The following is a 16,041-nucleotide window of genomic DNA, read 5'->3' on the forward strand; positions in this document are numbered from 1 at the left end:
CTGGCTCGAGGCCTTCGGGTTGTCCTGCGGCTTGTTCTCCATCTTCGCGATCTGGCGGGAGATGGCGACCTTGATGACGGTGCCCACGAGACCGGTCACGAGCGACCAGATGATGATGCCCGCCCAGGCCTCGTCCGGGTCCGGGTTGCGGGCGGGGGGCGGGTCGCCGGTGATGCGCGTCCACGCGGCGCCGAGCACCTTGTGCGAGAGCGCCACGCCGCCGAGCGAGAGGCCGGTGCCCACGAGTTCGAGGACCTTGGTGTTCATGGAGTGCTGCTCCTTGTCGTCAGGGGGGACGCGGGTGCGCCCTGTCGATCCTGCCCAGCCTAACGCGTCGTCGCCGATCCGTCGGTCTGCTGTCCGTCCGGGCTCGGCACCGGGGGTCCTGCGGTGATGCCCTCCCCGGTGCTCTCTCCGCTGCCCTCCGCAGCGCGGTTGAGGACCGTCTGCAGGTCGTCCTGGGTCAGCGTGGTCCGGTTCAGGTGCTTGGTCCGGTAGGTCGAGCGGCCCACCATGTGCGCCGAGACGGGCACGGTGAGCAGCTGGAAGATCCAGCCGAGCGCGATGAGCGGGATCATCACGGGCTCCCGGTTCTCGAGGGCGACGGCCGTGAGCATGAGCAGCAGCCCGAAGACCTGCGGCTTGGTGCCGGCGTGCATGCGCGTCAGCAGGTCCGGGAAGCGGACCAGGCCGATCCCGGCGGCGAGGGACATGAGCGCGCCGACCACGAGGCACACGGCCGCGGCGGCGTCCAGGACGGTGTCCAGCACGGCGCTCACCGCCCGTGCTCGGCGGTCTGGGTGGCGAAGCGCGCCACCGTCACGGATCCGATGAACCCGACCAGCGAGACGATCACCATGAGGATCAGGTTGTTGAGGTGACCGTGGTAGGCCATCTCCACGGCGAGGGCGGCCGCGACGATGGCCAGGAGCACGTCCGTGGCCACCACCCGGTCCAGCAGGGACGGGCCCTTGGCGAGGCGGTAGAGGGTGCCCGCGGCGGCCGCGCTGAGCAGCACGGCCGCGACGGCCACGGCGATCTGCATCACGGGCGGTCCTCCTCGGAGGCGTCGGTCGGGGGTGTCGTCGGGGTGTCTTCCGGGGCGTCGGCGGGCGCCTCGTCCCGGCGGCGGCCCACGATCTGCCGGCTCGCGGTGACCGGTGAGCTGATCGCGGCGGTGTCCCGCCGGTCCGCGTCGGAGGCTCCTCCGCGGCGGCCCTCGGCCCGCAGGGCGGCGAGCTCCTCCGGCGTGCCCATGATCCGGATCCATGCGGCCTCCACCTGCAGCGCGGACCGGCGGAATTCCTCGGCCTCCTGGGCGCTGCGGACGTTGAGCGCGTGGAAGTACAGCGTGCCGGCCGCGCGGTCCACCTCCACCACGAGCGAACCGGGGATCAGGGTCATGGTGTGGCCGGTGGCCGTCAGGAGCAGGTCGGAGCGCGTGCGCAGCTGCACGCCGACCACGGCGTTGCGTGCGCGCGGCCCCACGAGGATCGCGATGAGCATCACCTCGAAGCTCGCCTTGGCGACCTGCCACACGAAGGTGGCGGCGAAGAGCACGAACTGGAACGGGTTGAACCGGCCGGACAGCTGCACGGGCGGCAGGTAGAGGACCCACGTCACCAGCAGGGCCAGGACCAGCCCGACCAGCAGGTTGCCGGGGCCGAAGTCGCCCCAGAGGGCGCCCCACACGACCACGAGCCACACCAGCAGCGGCAGCTCGACGAGCAGGGAGTTCTTGGGGCGGGTCACGGTGCCTCCCCCACGACGGGCCGCGGCTCGGACGCGGGGTCCAGCACGGCCTCGACGTAGCGCTCGGGGCGGACGAGGTTCTCCGCGGCGTTGTCCGCGAGCTGGAACAGCGGCCCGGCGAAGACGGTCAGGGCCACCCCCACGGCGACGAGGGCCGAGGCCCCGCCGAGCATCGAGGGAGACATGAGGCGCACGTCGCCCTTGCCCGCGAACCGGCCCGCCTGGTCGTCGACGGCGCCCGAGGTGAGCAGGAACCGGGACCCGGCGGGCACCGGGGCCAGCAGGATCGGGTCCGGGTACTCCGCGTCCTCCGGCGCGCGCAGGAACACGCGGTTCCACACCCGGATCATGGCGAGCAGGGTCAGGAGGGACACCGCCACGGAGCCCGCGACGAGGGCGTAGGCCAGCCCGTCGCCCTGGTCGACGCCGGCCTGGAGCAGGCCGGTCTTGCCCAGGAAGCCGGAGAACGGCGGGATCCCCCCGAGGTTGAGCGCGGGAACGAGGTAGAGCAGCGCGAGCAGCGGGGAGATCTTGGCCATCCCCGCGAGCCGGTCCACGTTGGTGGAACCGCCCCGGCGCTCGATCAGCCCGGCCACGAGGAACAGGCTCGTCTGGATCACGATGTGGTGGGCCACGTAGTAGACCGTGGCGGAGAGCGCCTCCTGGGTGCCCACGGCCACGCCGAAGATCATGTACCCGATGTGGCTGATCAGCGTGAAGGAGAGCATGCGCTTGATGTCGATCTGCGCGAGCGCGCCCAGGATGCCGACCACCATGGTGAGCAGCGCGACCCACATCAGGAGGTCGTCGAGCCGCTCCCCGGGGAAGAGCACCGTCTCGGTGCGGATGATCGAGTACACGCCCACCTTGGTCAGCAGGCCGGCGAACACGGCGGTGACGGGCGCGGAGGCGGTCGGATAGGAGTCCGGGAGCCAGAAGGACAGCGGGAAGACGGCGGCCTTGATGCCGAACGCGATGAGCAGCATCAGGTGCAGCTGCAACTGGGTGCCCACGGGCAGGCCCTCGAGCTTGACCGAGAGGTCGGCCATGTTGATGGTCCCCGTGGCCGCGTAGATCATCGCGATGGTGATCAGGAACAGCACGGAGGAGATCACCGAGACCACCACGTAGGTCACGCCGGTGCGGATCCGCTGGACGGTCCCGCCCATGGTCATCAGCACGTAGGACGCGGTCAGCAGGATCTCGAAGCCCACGTAGAGGTTGAACAGGTCCCCGGCGAGGAAGGCGTTCGACACCCCTGCCACGAGGATCAGGAAGGAGGGGTGGAAGATCGAGATCGGCCCTTCCTCGTCGCCGTCGGCCACGCCCTGCCCGCTCGCGTAGACGAGCACGGCGAGCGAGACGACCGTGGAGACCACGAGCATCAGGGACGAGAGCTGGTCCACGACCATGACGATGCCCCAGGGCGCCTCCCAGCCGCCGAGGTGCACGGCCTGCGGGCCGAGGTTCCACGTGGACCCGAGGACCAGGGCCTCGATCGCGAGGGTGAGCACGAGCGAGCCGATGGCCACGGTCCGCTGGAGGGCGTTGCGCCGCAGCAGCAGCAGGCTCAGGGCCGCGCCCAGGAACGGGATGATGACGGCCAGCGGGGCCAGCTGGGCGAAGTTGACGGTCACCGGTTCCCTCCCCACTTCTCGATGCCGCGGACCCCCGGCGTCTCGAGGGACTCACCGGGGTCCTGGCGCCGGGGGGCTTCGTCGAACTCGGTGGTGTCGGCGGGGACGTCGGCGTCGTCCTCCACGTCGTAGGAGGACTGCCGCGCCACGCGCCGGTCCTCGACGTCGTCCTGGATCTCGTCCCGGCGCCCGAGGACCCAGGACCGGTAGATCATGCCCAGGAGGAACGCGGTGACCGCGAGGGAGATCACGATGGCGGTGAGGATCAGGGCCTGGGGCAGCGGGTCGCTGTAGTCCTCCGCGGCGATCGACCCGTCGTACAGGGGCGCGGACCCGGCGGCCCCCCCGGCGTGCAGGATCAGCAGGTTCGTGCCGTTGGTCAGCAGCATCAGCCCCAGGAGCACCCGGGTGAGCGAGCGCTCGAGCAGCAGGTACACGCCCACGGCGTAGAGCACGCCCATCACGACCAGCAGGGTCAGGTTCACGGTCATCGGTCCTCCCTCCCTCCATCGGGGCCGGTCCGGGCGGTCTGGGTCGGCGACGAGACCGCGCTCGCGCCCCCGGGGGCGCCCGCGGCCACCTTCCGCTGCCGCGTGACGCGGATGCGCGTCCCTCGCCCCGGGGTGCGCCGGCGCCGCCGGACGGCGTCCTCCTCGATCCGCTGGTCGATCCGCCCGCCGAGGGAGCGCAGGATGTCGAGGATGAGCCCCACCACGATGAGGTAGACCGCGACGTCGAAGATCAGGGCGGTCACGAACTTCTCGGCCCCGAAGACCGGCAGCTCGGCCTCGAAGGTGTAGCTCTGCATCACCGATCCGCCGAAGAACACCGGGGTGACGGCGTAGAGCGCGGCGAGCGCCAGGCCGGTCCCGAGCATCGTGCCCGCGTTGATCGGGGTGGCCAGCTCGAGCTCGTAGCGCCCGCCCGCGAGGTAGCGCACGGTCAGGGCGAGACCGGCCATGAGGCCGCCCGCGAACCCTCCGCCAGGGTCGTTGTGCCCGGCGATCAGCAGGTAGAGCGAGACCATCATGAACGTGTGGAACAGCAGCCGGGTGACCACCTCGAAGACGATCGAGCGCCGCTCGGGGGCCAGGGTCCTCCCGGCGAGCAGATAGGGGTCCTCGAGGTCGTCGTCGCGGCGCGCGAGACCCACGTCCAGGGGCTCGCTGCCGGGCGAGACGGCCGCGGCGTTGCGCCGCCGGATCACCCGCAGCTGGTCGGTCGTGGGATCGTGCCCGGAGCGGACGATGCGGTCGCCGCGGCCCGTGACGAAGATCAGGGAGGCCACGCCGGTGGCGGCGAGCACGAGCACCGAGACCTCCCCGAACGTGTCCCACGCGCGGATGTCCACGAGGATCACGTTGACCACGTTCTGGCCGTCGCCGAGCTCGTAGGCCATCCGGGGCATCTCCAGGGAGATCGGGTCGGCCGTGCGGGAGGAGATGCTGAACGCCGCGAGCGCCATCATGAACAGCCCGAAGGTCACCGCGATGGTGCCGCGCAGCAGGCGGCGCCCGGCCGGGTTGCGGTGCCACAGCGGTGCGGGCAGCGAGCGCAGGGCGAGCACGAACGCCACCAGCAGCACGGTCTCGACGAGCGTCTGCGTCAGGGCGAGGTCGGGTGCGCCCTGCAGGGCGAAGATGAGGGCCAGCCCGTAGCCGGTCACCGACACGAGCAGCACCGCGAGGAAGCGCTTGGTGGCCAGTGGTACCAGCAGGGCCGCCACGACCATGGCCGCACCGGCGATGAGCTGGCCCGGGCCGTCGGAGACCCGCAGCGCCCCCAGCGGCGGGGTCTCCTCCGCGATCAGGGCCACGAGCGGCACGACGATCGCCGTGATCAGGATGACCGAGAGGTAGAACATCAGCGAACCGCGCTGGGTGCGGCCGGTGATCCACACGGCGACCAGGTCCAGCACGTTGACGGCCCGCCGGTAGACGAGCTCGCCCGCGGGCAGGGACGGCAGGCCCCGCTGCAGGTCGGCGACCTGGCGGCGGAAGAGGTAGAGCAGGAGCCCGGCCGCGATGATCGCGGCGGAGAGGCCGAGGGCGGGGGTGAACCCGTGCCACAGGGCCAGGTAGAACTCGTACTCCTCCGTGGCCGGGAACTGGTCGACGTAGGGCTGGAGCATGGCGTTGACGGGCTGGGGCCACAGGCCGAAGACCACGGTGAGCACGGAGAGCACGAGCGGCGCGGCGAGGAACGCGGGCTCGACCCGCTGCATGTCGCTGATCACGGCCTTGCCGCCGACCCCGGCGTCGAGCTCCGAGAACTCGGCGGACTTCTGGGCGAACCCGCCCCACACGAAGCGGGCGCTGTAGGCGAAGGTCAGGACGGAGCCGAGCACGAGTCCGGCGAGCACCGCGATCCCGGCCGCGCTGTCCACGTCGTGGGCGAACGCGGTCAGCACCGACTCCTTGGCCACGAACCCGGCCAGCGGCGGCAGGCCCGCCATGGACGCGGCGGCGACGAGCGAGACGGCGAACAGCACGGGCACGCGGCCGGCGAGCCCGGACAGGCGGCGGATGTCCCGGGTGCCGGCCCGGTGGTCGATGATCCCCACCACGAGGAACAGGGTCGCCTTGAACAGCCCGTGCGCGAGGAGCATGGCCAGGCCCGCCTGCGCCGTGTCCGCCGAGCCGCGGCCCACGATCACCACGAGGAAGCCGAGCTGGCTGACGGTGCCGTAGGCGAGGATCAGCTTCAGGTCGTACTGCTTCAGGGCGGCCCAGCCGCCGAAGAGCATGGTGCCCAGTCCCAGCACCGTGACGGTCGGCTGCCACAGCGCCGTCTCCGCGAAGCCGGGGGCGAAGCGGGCCACCAGGTAGACGCCGGCCTTGACCATCGCGGCCGCGTGCAGGTACGCGGACACCGGGGTGGGCGCGGCCATCGCGGCCGGCAGCCAGAAGTGCAGTGGGATCAGCGCGGACTTCGTCACGGCCCCCACGAGGAGCAGGAGGACCGCCACGTCCACCACGGTCCCGCGCTGCGCCAGCTCGGGGGCCGCCGCGAGCACCTCGGAGATCCGGTAGGTGCCCGCGGCCTGGCCCAGCATCACGATGCCGACCAGCATGGCGAGGCCACCGGCGGTGGTGAGCACCAGGGCCTGCAGGGCCGCCCGCCGGGCGGACAGGCGGGTCCGGCTGTAGCTGATGAGCAGGAACGACAGGACGGTGGTGATCTCCCAGAAGACGAACAGCACCAGCATGTCGTCGGCGGTCACCAGACCGAACATGGCGCCCGCGAAGGCGAGCAGCTGGGCGCCGAAGCCGCCGATGCCGCTCGCGTCGGACTTGAAGTAGCGGGCGCAGTAGAACAGCACCAGCGAGCCCACGCCGAGCACGAGCAGGGACATCGTCCACGAGAGGGCGTCCATCCGCAGGACCAGGTCCAGGTGCAGGGACGGGATCCACTCGCCGCCCTCGGTCCAGCCGCCCTCGGGGCCGTACACCCGCGGGGCGGTGCCCAGCAGCCACAGGAACCCCGCGAGCGGGACCGCCGCCAGGAGGTAGAAGGCACTGCGTCCCATCCGCGCGAACAGCAGGGGCGCGACCGCGGCCACCACTGCGTGGAGCAGGAGCACAGCGGTCATCAGGCGCCTCCGGAGGTCGGGGAAGGGATCGGCGGGCGGGCGTCGTGGAACCCGGACGCGGGCACGGAGAACCGGTGCGAGCACGGGAGGGCCGGGGCGCGCCCGGAGAAACCAGCCTATCAAAGCGGTGCTGCCGCCCCGTGCCCCGGCATCCCCGCCCCACCTGTGCAAGTCCTGCACGTTCCGGGACGACTGCCTGGGCGGAGCCGGGATTCCGGTGCGAGGTGTCGGCGAGGCCGACGCCCCGCACCGGGCCCCCGGGCCTAGCATGACTGCCATGGACGCCACGCCCTCCGGCCCCCCGGCCCCCTCGCCGACCCTTTCCGCGACGCCGTTCGTGCCGCGCCGCTCGCACGTGTGGGCGTGGAGCCTGTGGGACGCCGGATCCGCCGCCTTCAACGCCGTGATGACCACGTTCGTGTTCACTGTCTACCTCACGAGCGACCCGTTCGGCGGGGAGGACCACGCCTCGGAGGTGCTGGGCTACGGGATCGGCGCCGCCGGCGTCGTCGTGGCACTGCTGGCCCCGGTGGTGGGGCAGCGCAGCGACGGCGCGGGCCGGCGCAAGCTGTGGCTCGGCATCAACACGATGCTCACGGCGCTGCTCACGGCCCTGTGCTTCCTGGTCTATCCCGACCAGCCGTTCCTCTACCTCGGCGTGGGCCTGCTGGCGCTGGCCAACGTCTTCGACGAGTTCGCGGTGGTCAACTACAACGCGATGCTGCCGGGGATCGCGGGCCGCGAGCACATCGGGAGGGTGAGCGGCCAGGGCTGGGCGATGGGCTACTTCGGCGGGATCGTGGCCCTGACGATCGTGCTGTTCGGGTTCATCACCCCGGGCCTGCTCGGCATCCCGGAGGAGGACGCCCTCAACGTGCGGGCCGTGGCCCTGTTCTCGGGGCTGTGGATCGCACTGTTCTCGATCCCCGTCCTGCTGGTGGTGCCCGAGATCCGCCCGACCCGCCGGGGGCCGCGCCCGTCCGTGGCCCGGTCCTACCGCCAGCTGTGGCAGACGCTCCGGGAGCTGTACCGGGACGCCCCGCAGACGCTGTGGTTCCTGCTCTCCTCCGCCGTGTTCCGGGACGGGCTCAACGCGGTGTTCACCTTCGGCGGCGTCATCGCGGCCGGCACGTTCGGCTTCACCCTGACCGAGGTCATCGTCTTCGCGATCGTCGGCAACGTGGCCGCGGGGGTGGGCGCCCTCGTGGGCGGCCGGCTCGACGACCGGGTGGGACCCAAGCGCGTCATCGTGGTGTCCCTGGTCGGCATCCTGCTGGCCGGGGCCCCGCTGCTCGTCCTCGAGGGCACGGCCGCGTTCTGGGTCTGCGGGCTGCTGCTGTGCCTGTTCGTGGGACCCGCGCAGTCGGCCTCCCGCACGTTCCTCGGCCGGCTCACGCGGGCCGGGGAGGAGGGTGCCCTGTTCGGTCTCTACGCCACGACGGGCCGAGCCGTGAGCTTCCTGGCGCCGACCCTTTTCGCGGTGTTCGTCTCCGTGCTCGGCGCGCAGCGCTGGGGCATCCTCGGGATCCTCCTGGTGATCGGCGCCGGCCTGCTCCTGCTGCTGCGCGCACGCGACCCCAAGACCGCCGCGGTGCCGACCGCGGCACCGCCGCCCGCGGAACCCTCCGGGCCGTGAGCTGTCGCACGGTGGGCCGTCGGGCGCGGGCACGCCGGCATCGGGCGGCCGGGCGGTGCACCGTCAGATGCGGGTGCGGGAGAACCCGAGGTGGCTGCGAGACGCGGTGGGACCGCGCTGCCCCTGGTACCGGTTGGCGTAGGCGCCGGACCCGTACGGGTGCTCCGCGGGCGAGGAGAGCTGGAAGAAGCACAGCTGCCCCACCTTGGAGCCCGGCCACAGCTTGATGGGCAGCGTGGCCATGTTGGACAGCTCGAGCGTGACGTGCCCCGAGAAGCCCGGGTCGATGAACCCCGCCGTGGAGTGGGTCAGCAGACCCAGGCGCCCCAGCGAGGACTTCCCCTCGAGGCGGGCGGCGATGTCGTCCGGGAGGGTCACCTTCTCGTAGGTGGAGCCGAGCACGAACTCCCCCGGGTGGAGCACGAAGGCCTCGTCCGGGTCGACCTCCACGAGCCGCGTGAGCTCGGGCTGCTCCACGGACGGGTCGATGTGCGCGTACTTGTGGTTGTCGAAGAGCCGGAACCAGCGGTCCAGCCGCACGTCGATGCTGGCGGGCTGGATCAGGGCGGGATCGTAGGGTTCGAGGACGACCCGGCCGCCGTCGAGCTCCCGGCGGATGTCGCGGTCAGAGATCAGCACGGTCCCCAAGGTATCGCACGGCCGGCCCCCGGACCGTGCCGCGCGACCGCCCCGTGCCCGGCCCCGCCCCGGCGGGTGGTGTAGAGTAGGTGCTGTCCTCGTCCGGCGCACGCGCCGGACGAACTGTGGATGCGCGGCTGTAGCTCAATGGTAGAGCGCACGCTTCCCAAGCCTGATACGCGGGTTCGATTCCCGTCAGCCGCTCTCGCACCGAATGCCCCGAGCCCACCCGGCCGGGGCGTTCGTCGTCGCCGGGGACCGCGCGGTAGGATGTTCCCGCGCCCCGCTCCTGCATCGGGGCGGCGCCCGCCCGGAGAAGCCCCCGGGCCCTGCGCCCGTCACCCGCATCCCGCTCACGAGGAGCACACCTCCCGTCATGCTGCGCACCATGTTCAAGGCCAAGATCCACCGTGCCGTCGTGACCCAGGCCGACCTCCACTACGTCGGCTCGGTCACCGTCGACCAGGACCTGCTCGACGCCGCCGACATCCTCCCCGGCGAGCTCGTCTCCATCGTGGACGTCACCAACGGCGCCCGGCTGGAGACCTACACGATCGCCGGCGAGCGCGGCTCCGGCGTCGTCGGGATCAACGGGGCCGCCGCCCACCTCGTGCACCCCGGGGACCTCGTCATCCTCATCAGCTACGCGCAGATGGACGACGCCGAGGCCCGCGCCCACGTGCCGTCCGTGGTCCATGTGGACGCGGACAACCGGATCGTCGACCTCGGGACGGACCCCGCCGAGGCCCTGCTCGACGGCGTCGCCCGCCCTCCCCACTCCCGGACCCTGGCCGCCGCCCGCGCCGACCTGCCCGCCGCGTGACCCGTCGCCGGTCCGACCGCGGACGGGCCGGCGATGGGATAGAACTGTAGGGGCTCGCGGACGCGGACCCGCAGCAGCGCGAGGGAGGTCCCGTGACAGGAGTGTTCTCGGGGTTCTTCATCGTCTGGGCCATCATCCTCACCGGCTACGCCGTCGGCCGGCGGGGCGTCCTGGGACCCCAGGGACAGCTCGTGCTGAGCAAGTTCGCCTTCTACGTGGCGAGCCCGCCGCTGCTGTTCCTCACCATCTCCGAGGCCGACATCGCCCAGATCCTCTCGGCGCCGCTGCTGGTGGCCGCCGTGTCCGCCGTGGCCACCACCCTCGTCTACGCCGCGATCGCCCGGTGGGTGCTGCGCCGGGACGCGGCCACCACCCTGATGGGCGCCCAGGCCGCCTCCCAGGTGAACTCGGCCAACCTGGGCATCCCGATCGCCGTGTTCGTGCTCGGGGACGCGTCCCAGGTGGTGCCCGTCCTCCTGTTCCAGCTGGCGCTCAACACCCCCGTCTACCTGACGATCATGGACACCCTCACGGACGGCCGCCGCCCGAGCATGGGCAGCGTCCTGGGCAACGTGGTGACCAACCCGATGATCGTGGGCTCCGGACTGGGGATCCTGTTCGCCGTCACCGGCTGGCGGCTGCCGGAGGTGGTGCACGAACCCGTGGAGCTGGTGGCCGGGGCCTCCATCCCGGCGATGCTGATGGCCTTCGGGATCTCCCTGGTCGGCGCCTCCCCGCTGCAGCGGGCTGCCGGGCCGCGCCGGGACGTGGCGCTGGCCAGCACGCTGAAGCTGCTGCTCCACCCGGCGCTGGCGTTCCTGTTCGCCCGGTTCGTGCTGGGCCTGGACGGGCACCTCCTCTACGCCGTGGTGGTGATGGCGGCGCTGCCCACCGCCCAGAACATCTACGTGGCGGCCGTGCGCTACGGCCGGGCGGAGCAGCTGTGCCGGGACACGGTGCTCGTCACCACGGTGATCGCCATGCTGACCATGGCCGGAGTGGCCCTGCTGCTCTCCTGATCCTCCCCGGCGCCGGGTCGGTCCCGGCGCCGGGTCGGTCCCGGCCGCGCCGGACGGGCGGGAGCGGACGGACGCGCCGGGACACGCCGGGGCGCGCCGGGGCAAACCGTCAGGTTACTGGTCTGTGAGGTAGACCACTCATAGACTGAAGGCTCCGTGCAGGGGTGGTCGACCGGCAGCACCCGTCGCCGACCGTCCCGCCGACCGGGTCCCACAGGATCCCTCGACGCCCCTCGCGGACCGCCACATCGCCGAAGGGGAGGAACGACCGTTGACCACCACCTCACACCCCCACAGAGCACCGGGCAGGCGGCGGCTCAGCGCCGCCGCAGCCCTCGGCGCCGTGGGCGCCCTGCTCATGACGGGATGCGGTGACGCCGATGCCGGCGGCACCCCGACCCTGACCTGGTACATCAACCCCGACGCCGGCGGTCAGGCGGAGCTCGCCAAGCAGTGCTCCGAGGAGTCCGGCGGCCGGTACAACATCGAGACCGCCCTGCTCCCGCGCGACGCCGCGTCGCAGCGCGAGCAGCTCGCCCGGCGGCTCGCCGCCGGGGACAAGTCGATGGACATCATGAGCCTGGACCCGCCCTTCATCCCCGAACTGGCCGAGCCGGGCTTCCTGTCGCCCGTTCCGGGGGACGTCGAGGAGGCCACCACCCAGGACGTCCTGGCCGGCCCCCTCGAGGGCGCGATGTGGAAGGACGAGCTGGTCTCGGTGCCGTTCTGGGCCAACACGCAGCTGCTCTGGTACCGGGAGTCCGTGGCGGAGGCTGCCGGCCTCAACATGGACGAGCCGGTCACCTGGGACCAGATCATGGACGCCGCCCGCGAGCAGGAGAAGTACCTGGGGGTGCAGGGCAAGTCGGCCGAGTCGATGACCGTGTGGGTGAACGGACTCGTGGAGTCCGCAGGAGGCTCGATCGTGGAGAACCCGGAGGCCCCCTCCGACGAGATCTCCATCGGTCTGGAGTCCGATGCGGGCCGGAAGGCGGCCGAGATCGTAGGCACCATCGGCCAGGACGGGCTCGGCGGACCTGGCCTGCCGACCGCGGACGAGAGCGCGTCGATGATCCAGTTCCAGTCCGACGACGGCTCCTTCATGGTCAACTGGCCCTTCATCTACGCGGCGACGGCCGCCGCCGTGGAGGGCGGGACGGTCGACCAGTCCGTGTACGAGGACATCGGCTGGGCCCTGTGGCCCCGGGTGGACCCGGACGAGCCCTCCGCTCCTCCCCTGGGCGGGATCAACCTGGGCGTGGGCGCCACCTCCGAGCACCAGGAGCTGGCGTGGGAGGCCGTGGAGTGCATCGTCCAGCCCGAGAACCAGGCGTACTACTTCGTGAGCAACGGCAACCCGGCGGCGTCCGAGGCCGCATACGAGGACCCGGAGGTCCGCAAGGCCTATCCGATGTACGCCACGATCCGTGAGTCCCTGGACAACGCGGCCCCGCGCCCGCAGACGCCGTTCTACAACGAGGTCTCCACGGCCATCCAGCAGGAGTGGACCCCGCCGACGTCCGTCACCGAGGACACGCCCCGGGCCACCGCCGAGTTCATCGAGTCCGTCCTGAGAGGAGAGCGGCTGCTATGAGCACCGTCGTCAACCCCAACGCTCCCGGCACCGGTCCCCGGGAGATCTCCCCGGCACCAGTGACGGGGCGCCGCAGCGCCAAGGCGCCGATCTCGGACCGGGCCCGGTCCGAGCGCAAGCTCGGCTGGATGCTCGCCGGGCCGGCGTTCATCGTGATGCTGCTGGTCACCATGTACCCGATCCTGCAGGCGCTGTGGGACTCTCTCTTCTCCTTCCGGCTCACCGCCCCCGGAGAGAAGGAGTTCATCTTCCTCGGCAACTACGCCACGGTCCTCTCCGACCGGGTGTTCTGGAACGACCTGTGGATCACGGTGCTCATCACGATCGTCACCGTGGTGGTGGAGCTGGTCCTGGGCTTCGCCCTGGCGCTCGTGATGAACAACGCGATCCGCAACACGCGGGGTCTGCTGCGCACCGCGATCCTGGTGCCCTACGGCATCATCACCGTGGTCTCGGCCTTCGCCTGGTTCTACGCGTTCGACATCACGACCGGCTACATCAACAACTGGTTCTCCTGGCTGCCGGGCATCGGCCCGGACTTCAACTGGTTCGCCTCCCAGGGGCCGGCCCTGTTCGTGATCATGGCCTCGGAGATCTGGAAGACCACGCCCTTCATCTCGCTGCTGCTGCTCTCCGGCCTGGCCCAGGTGCCGAGCGAGTACACCGAGGCCGCCCGGGTGGACGGCGCCACGTGGTGGCAGCGGATGTCCCGGGTGGTCCTGCCCAACATGAAGGCCGCGATCATGGTGGCCGTCGTGTTCCGTGCCCTGGACGCCTTCCGCATCTTCGACAACATCTTCATCATGACCCAAGGGCAGTACGGCACGGAGACGCTGTCCCTGCTCGCCTACCGCACCTCCATCGGCCGACTGGAGATCGGGCTCGGCTCGGCAATCTCCGTGATCCTGTTCGTCTGCGTGCTGCTGATCGCCTTCCTCGCCATCAAGGTGTTCAAGGTCGACCTCGCCGGCGCCGGGAAGGGAAGGTAACCGCCCATGTCCACCAAGCAGAAGGTCGGCTGGGCCGTCGTCTCGGTCCTGGTCCTCGTCTACGCCCTGTTCCCCGTCGCCTCGATCCTCATGACGTCCTTCAAGACGCCGGCGGACCTGACCTCCGGGAAGTTCCTGCCCACGCAGTGGGTCGGGGAGAACTACTCCTCGATCTTCGTGGGGCAGGCCCGCGAACTGTTCGTGCCCTCGCTGATCAACTCGATCGGCATCTGCCTGATCGCCACGGCCATCGCCGTGGTCCTCGCCACGCTCTGCGCCTACGCGATCGCCCGCCTGGACTTCCCGGGCAAGAAGATCATCCTGACGACCGCGCTGGCCGTGTCCATGTTCCCCGTCGTCTCGATCGTGACCCCGCTGTTCAACCTGTGGCGCCAGATCGGGCTGTACGACACCTGGCCCGGCCTGATCATCCCCTATCTCTCGCTCACCCTGCCGATCTCGATCTGGACGCTGACGGCGTTCTTCCAGCAGATCCCGTGGGACCTCGAGCGGGCGGCCCAGGTGGACGGGGCCACCACGTGGCAGGCGTTCACCAAGGTGATCGTGCCCCTGGCCCTGCCGGGGGTGTTCACCACCGCGATCATCGCGTTCTTCATCGCGTGGAACGACTTCGTCTACGGCATCGGCCTTACCTCCACCGAGGCGGCCCGGCCCGTCCCGGCGGCGCTCGCGTTCTTCACCGGTGCCTCGCAGTTCGAAAACCCCGCGGGCGCGATCTCCGCGGCGGCCATCGTCGTCACCATCCCGGTGGTGCTGCTGGTGCTGCTCTTCCAGCGCCAGATCGTCTCCGGCCTGACCCAGGGCGCGGTCAAGGGCTGAGCCCGTCCCGCCTCCCGCATCTTCCCGAACCGACCGAAGGACTGAGTTCCAGATGGCATCCATCACCCTCAATCACCTCGTCAAGAAGTACGGTGACGGCTTCCCTGCCGTCAACGACGTGTCGATCGACATCGCCGACGGCGAGTTCCTCATCCTGGTGGGCCCCTCCGGCTGCGGCAAGTCCACCCTGCTGCGCATGATCGTGGGCCTCGAGGACATCACCTCCGGGGACCTCCTGATCAACGGGCAGCGGGTCAACGAGAAGGAGCCCCGGGAGCGCAACCTGTCCATGGTGTTCCAGAACTACGCGCTCTACCCGCACCTGACCGTGTACGAGAACATCGCGTTCCCGCTGCGGCTGTCCAAGGGCAAGTTCTCCGCCGAGGAGATCGACCGCAAGGTGCGCACGGCCTCGTCGACCCTGGACCTCGACGACCACCTCGAGCGCAAGCCGGCCAACCTCTCCGGCGGTCAGCGGCAGCGCGTGGCCATGGGCCGGGCGATCGTGCGGGACGCCGACGCCTTCCTGTTCGACGAGCCCCTGTCCAACCTGGACGCGAAGCTGCGCGGCCAGATGCGCACGGAGATCGCCCAGCTCCAGCGCCGGATGGGCATCACCTCGGTCTACGTGACCCACGACCAGACCGAGGCGATGACCCTCGGCGACCGCGTGGCGGTGCTCAAGAAGGGCATCCTGCAGCAGATCGCCTCACCCCGGGAGCTCTACGAGCAGCCGGCCAACCTGTTCGTGGCGGGGTTCATCGGCTCCCCGTCGATGAACTTCCTCCCGGCGCACGTGAAGGGCAACGTGTTCGACACCCCGCTGGGCGAGATCCCGGTCCCCCAGAAGGCCGCCGGGAAGCTGCCCGCGGACGGATCGATCGTGCTGCTCGGCCTGCGTCCCGAGCACTTCAACGACGCCAAGTTCGTGGACGAGGCGATCGCGTCCCGCGGCACCGTCTTCGACACGGAGTTCACCCACACGGAGTGGATGGGCAACGAGCAGTACGGCTACATCAACTACCGGCAGGACGACTCGGTTAAGGCGAAGCTCGACGAGCTGGCGCAGGAGCTGGACGGGGACGAGATGCACCCGCAGATCGTCGTCTCCCTGGACGCCACCTCCCGGATCCGCGGGGGGACGAAGGGCCGGATCTGGGTCGACACCCGCCGGATGCACGTCTTCGATCCCGAGACCGGGGCGAACCTGACCCGGGACGAGGAGGCCGGTGCCGAGCTGACCCGCGAGGCCGTCGAGGAGCGCAAGGCCGAGATCGAGCGGGCCCGGCAGGAGCTGGCCGCCGCCGGCTGAGCACCCGGCGCTCCACCCGGTGCTCGAGGAGCCCGCCGCCCGTTCCCGGGGTGGCGGGCTCCCGCGCGTCCGGGGGCGCCGGCGGCGGAGAACGGACCGGAGCGGTGGCTCCGGCGCCGGAGCCGCGACCACTGTGCCGGTGGCGGGTCCGGGCGCCGGGCCGGGACCTCAGCCGGCGCCCGGGGGTGGGCCGACCGGCACCGGGGGG

At 71.0% G+C, this 16,041-nt stretch carries 15 protein-coding genes and 1 tRNA gene; 8 read left to right on the top strand and 8 right to left on the bottom strand.

From position 1 onward, the window contains the following. The 7 genes from ACYVM4_RS13390 to ACYVM4_RS13420 form a co-directional block, all read right to left on the bottom strand. On the bottom strand, positions 1-267 hold a 267-nt coding region (locus ACYVM4_RS13390; RefSeq protein ID WP_460668864.1), incomplete at its 3' end, for a DUF4235 domain-containing protein. A gap of 59 nt (positions 268-326) precedes the next feature. Then, positions 327-779: a monovalent cation/H(+) antiporter subunit G gene (gene mnhG, locus ACYVM4_RS13395; RefSeq protein ID WP_368821312.1), complete on the bottom strand. Its 453-nt coding sequence runs from the start codon at positions 777-779 to the stop codon at positions 327-329. After that, positions 776-1,048, bottom strand: a complete 273-nt coding sequence (locus ACYVM4_RS13400) for a monovalent cation/H+ antiporter complex subunit F (protein WP_368821311.1) — start codon at positions 1,046-1,048, stop codon at positions 776-778. The genes mnhG and ACYVM4_RS13400 overlap by 4 nt, the downstream gene beginning before the upstream one ends. Further along, positions 1,045-1,752 carry a Na+/H+ antiporter subunit E gene (locus ACYVM4_RS13405; protein WP_368821310.1) on the bottom strand — a complete coding sequence of 236 codons (708 nt, stop codon included), beginning with the start codon at positions 1,750-1,752 and terminating at the stop codon, positions 1,045-1,047. The genes ACYVM4_RS13400 and ACYVM4_RS13405 overlap by 4 nt, the downstream gene beginning before the upstream one ends. Then, entirely contained in the window at positions 1,749-3,389 is a 1,641-nt protein-coding gene (locus ACYVM4_RS13410; protein WP_368821309.1) for a Na+/H+ antiporter subunit D, read from the bottom strand. Before ACYVM4_RS13410 ends, ACYVM4_RS13405 begins: the two co-directional genes overlap by 4 nt. Further along, a complete protein-coding gene (locus tag ACYVM4_RS13415) occupies positions 3,386-3,880 on the bottom strand; it encodes a Na(+)/H(+) antiporter subunit C (RefSeq protein WP_368821308.1) in 495 nt (164 codons plus the stop codon). The genes ACYVM4_RS13410 and ACYVM4_RS13415 overlap by 4 nt, the downstream gene beginning before the upstream one ends. Continuing rightward, positions 3,877-6,981 (bottom strand): Na+/H+ antiporter subunit A, encoded by a 3,105-nt coding sequence (locus ACYVM4_RS13420; protein ID WP_460668865.1) that lies wholly within the window; start codon positions 6,979-6,981, stop codon positions 3,877-3,879. The genes ACYVM4_RS13415 and ACYVM4_RS13420 overlap by 4 nt, the downstream gene beginning before the upstream one ends. Before the next feature lie 277 nt (positions 6,982-7,258). On the opposite strand from ACYVM4_RS13420, the gene ACYVM4_RS13425 reads away from it, so the two are divergent. Continuing rightward, positions 7,259-8,617, top strand: a complete 1,359-nt coding sequence (locus tag ACYVM4_RS13425) for an MFS transporter (RefSeq protein ID WP_368821306.1) — start codon at positions 7,259-7,261, stop codon at positions 8,615-8,617. A 63-nt stretch (positions 8,618-8,680) separates the two neighbouring features. Here the strand turns inward: ACYVM4_RS13425 and dcd are convergent, their stop codons facing one another. Next, the gene (dcd, locus tag ACYVM4_RS13430) at positions 8,681-9,256 is read right to left on the bottom strand and encodes a dCTP deaminase (RefSeq protein WP_368821305.1); all 576 of its coding nucleotides are present in this window, start codon (positions 9,254-9,256) and stop codon (positions 8,681-8,683) included. A gap of 133 nt (positions 9,257-9,389) precedes the next feature. Here dcd and ACYVM4_RS13435 point away from each other — a divergent pair. From ACYVM4_RS13435 to ACYVM4_RS13465, 7 genes are all read left to right on the top strand, one after another. Continuing rightward, a tRNA-Gly gene (locus tag ACYVM4_RS13435) sits at positions 9,390-9,460 on the top strand. A 172-nt stretch (positions 9,461-9,632) separates the two neighbouring features. Continuing rightward, a complete protein-coding gene (gene panD, locus ACYVM4_RS13440; RefSeq protein ID WP_368821304.1) occupies positions 9,633-10,079 on the top strand; it encodes an aspartate 1-decarboxylase in 447 nt (148 codons plus the stop codon). Between the two features lie 92 nt (positions 10,080-10,171). Further along, positions 10,172-11,098 carry an AEC family transporter gene (locus ACYVM4_RS13445; RefSeq protein WP_368821303.1) on the top strand — a complete coding sequence of 309 codons (927 nt, stop codon included), beginning with the start codon at positions 10,172-10,174 and terminating at the stop codon, positions 11,096-11,098. A gap of 271 nt (positions 11,099-11,369) precedes the next feature. Continuing rightward, positions 11,370-12,692: an extracellular solute-binding protein gene (locus ACYVM4_RS13450; protein WP_368821302.1), complete on the top strand. Its 1,323-nt coding sequence runs from the start codon at positions 11,370-11,372 to the stop codon at positions 12,690-12,692. Then, positions 12,689-13,681, top strand: coding sequence for a carbohydrate ABC transporter permease (locus ACYVM4_RS13455; RefSeq protein WP_368821301.1), 993 nt, complete (start codon positions 12,689-12,691; stop codon positions 13,679-13,681). The genes ACYVM4_RS13450 and ACYVM4_RS13455 overlap by 4 nt, the downstream gene beginning before the upstream one ends. Positions 13,682-13,687: 6 nt before the next feature. Next, entirely contained in the window at positions 13,688-14,521 is an 834-nt protein-coding gene (locus ACYVM4_RS13460) for a carbohydrate ABC transporter permease (RefSeq protein ID WP_368821300.1), read from the top strand. A gap of 52 nt (positions 14,522-14,573) precedes the next feature. Then, the gene (locus tag ACYVM4_RS13465) at positions 14,574-15,833 is read left to right on the top strand and encodes an ABC transporter ATP-binding protein (protein ID WP_368821299.1); all 1,260 of its coding nucleotides are present in this window, start codon (positions 14,574-14,576) and stop codon (positions 15,831-15,833) included. Positions 15,834-16,041 lie beyond the last annotated feature (208 nt).

The organism is Kocuria himachalensis (genome assembly GCF_054784195.1).

What these genes read in the sequence shown, in the direction of transcription:
- ACYVM4_RS13415 (WP_368821308.1), bottom strand. Translation starts at nt 3,880, where the DNA reads ATGACCGTGAACCTGACCCTGCTGGTCGTGATGGGCGTGCTCTACGCC.
- ACYVM4_RS13460 (WP_368821300.1), top strand. Translation starts at nt 13,688, where the DNA reads ATGTCCACCAAGCAGAAGGTCGGCTGGGCCGTCGTCTCGGTCCTGGTC.
- ACYVM4_RS13420 (WP_460668865.1), bottom strand. Translation starts at nt 6,981, where the DNA reads ATGACCGCTGTGCTCCTGCTCCACGCAGTGGTGGCCGCGGTCGCGCCC.
- ACYVM4_RS13455 (WP_368821301.1), top strand. Translation starts at nt 12,689, where the DNA reads ATGAGCACCGTCGTCAACCCCAACGCTCCCGGCACCGGTCCCCGGGAG.
- panD (WP_368821304.1), top strand. Translation starts at nt 9,633, where the DNA reads ATGCTGCGCACCATGTTCAAGGCCAAGATCCACCGTGCCGTCGTGACC.
- ACYVM4_RS13425 (WP_368821306.1), top strand. Translation starts at nt 7,259, where the DNA reads ATGGACGCCACGCCCTCCGGCCCCCCGGCCCCCTCGCCGACCCTTTCC.
- ACYVM4_RS13465 (WP_368821299.1), top strand. Translation starts at nt 14,574, where the DNA reads ATGGCATCCATCACCCTCAATCACCTCGTCAAGAAGTACGGTGACGGC.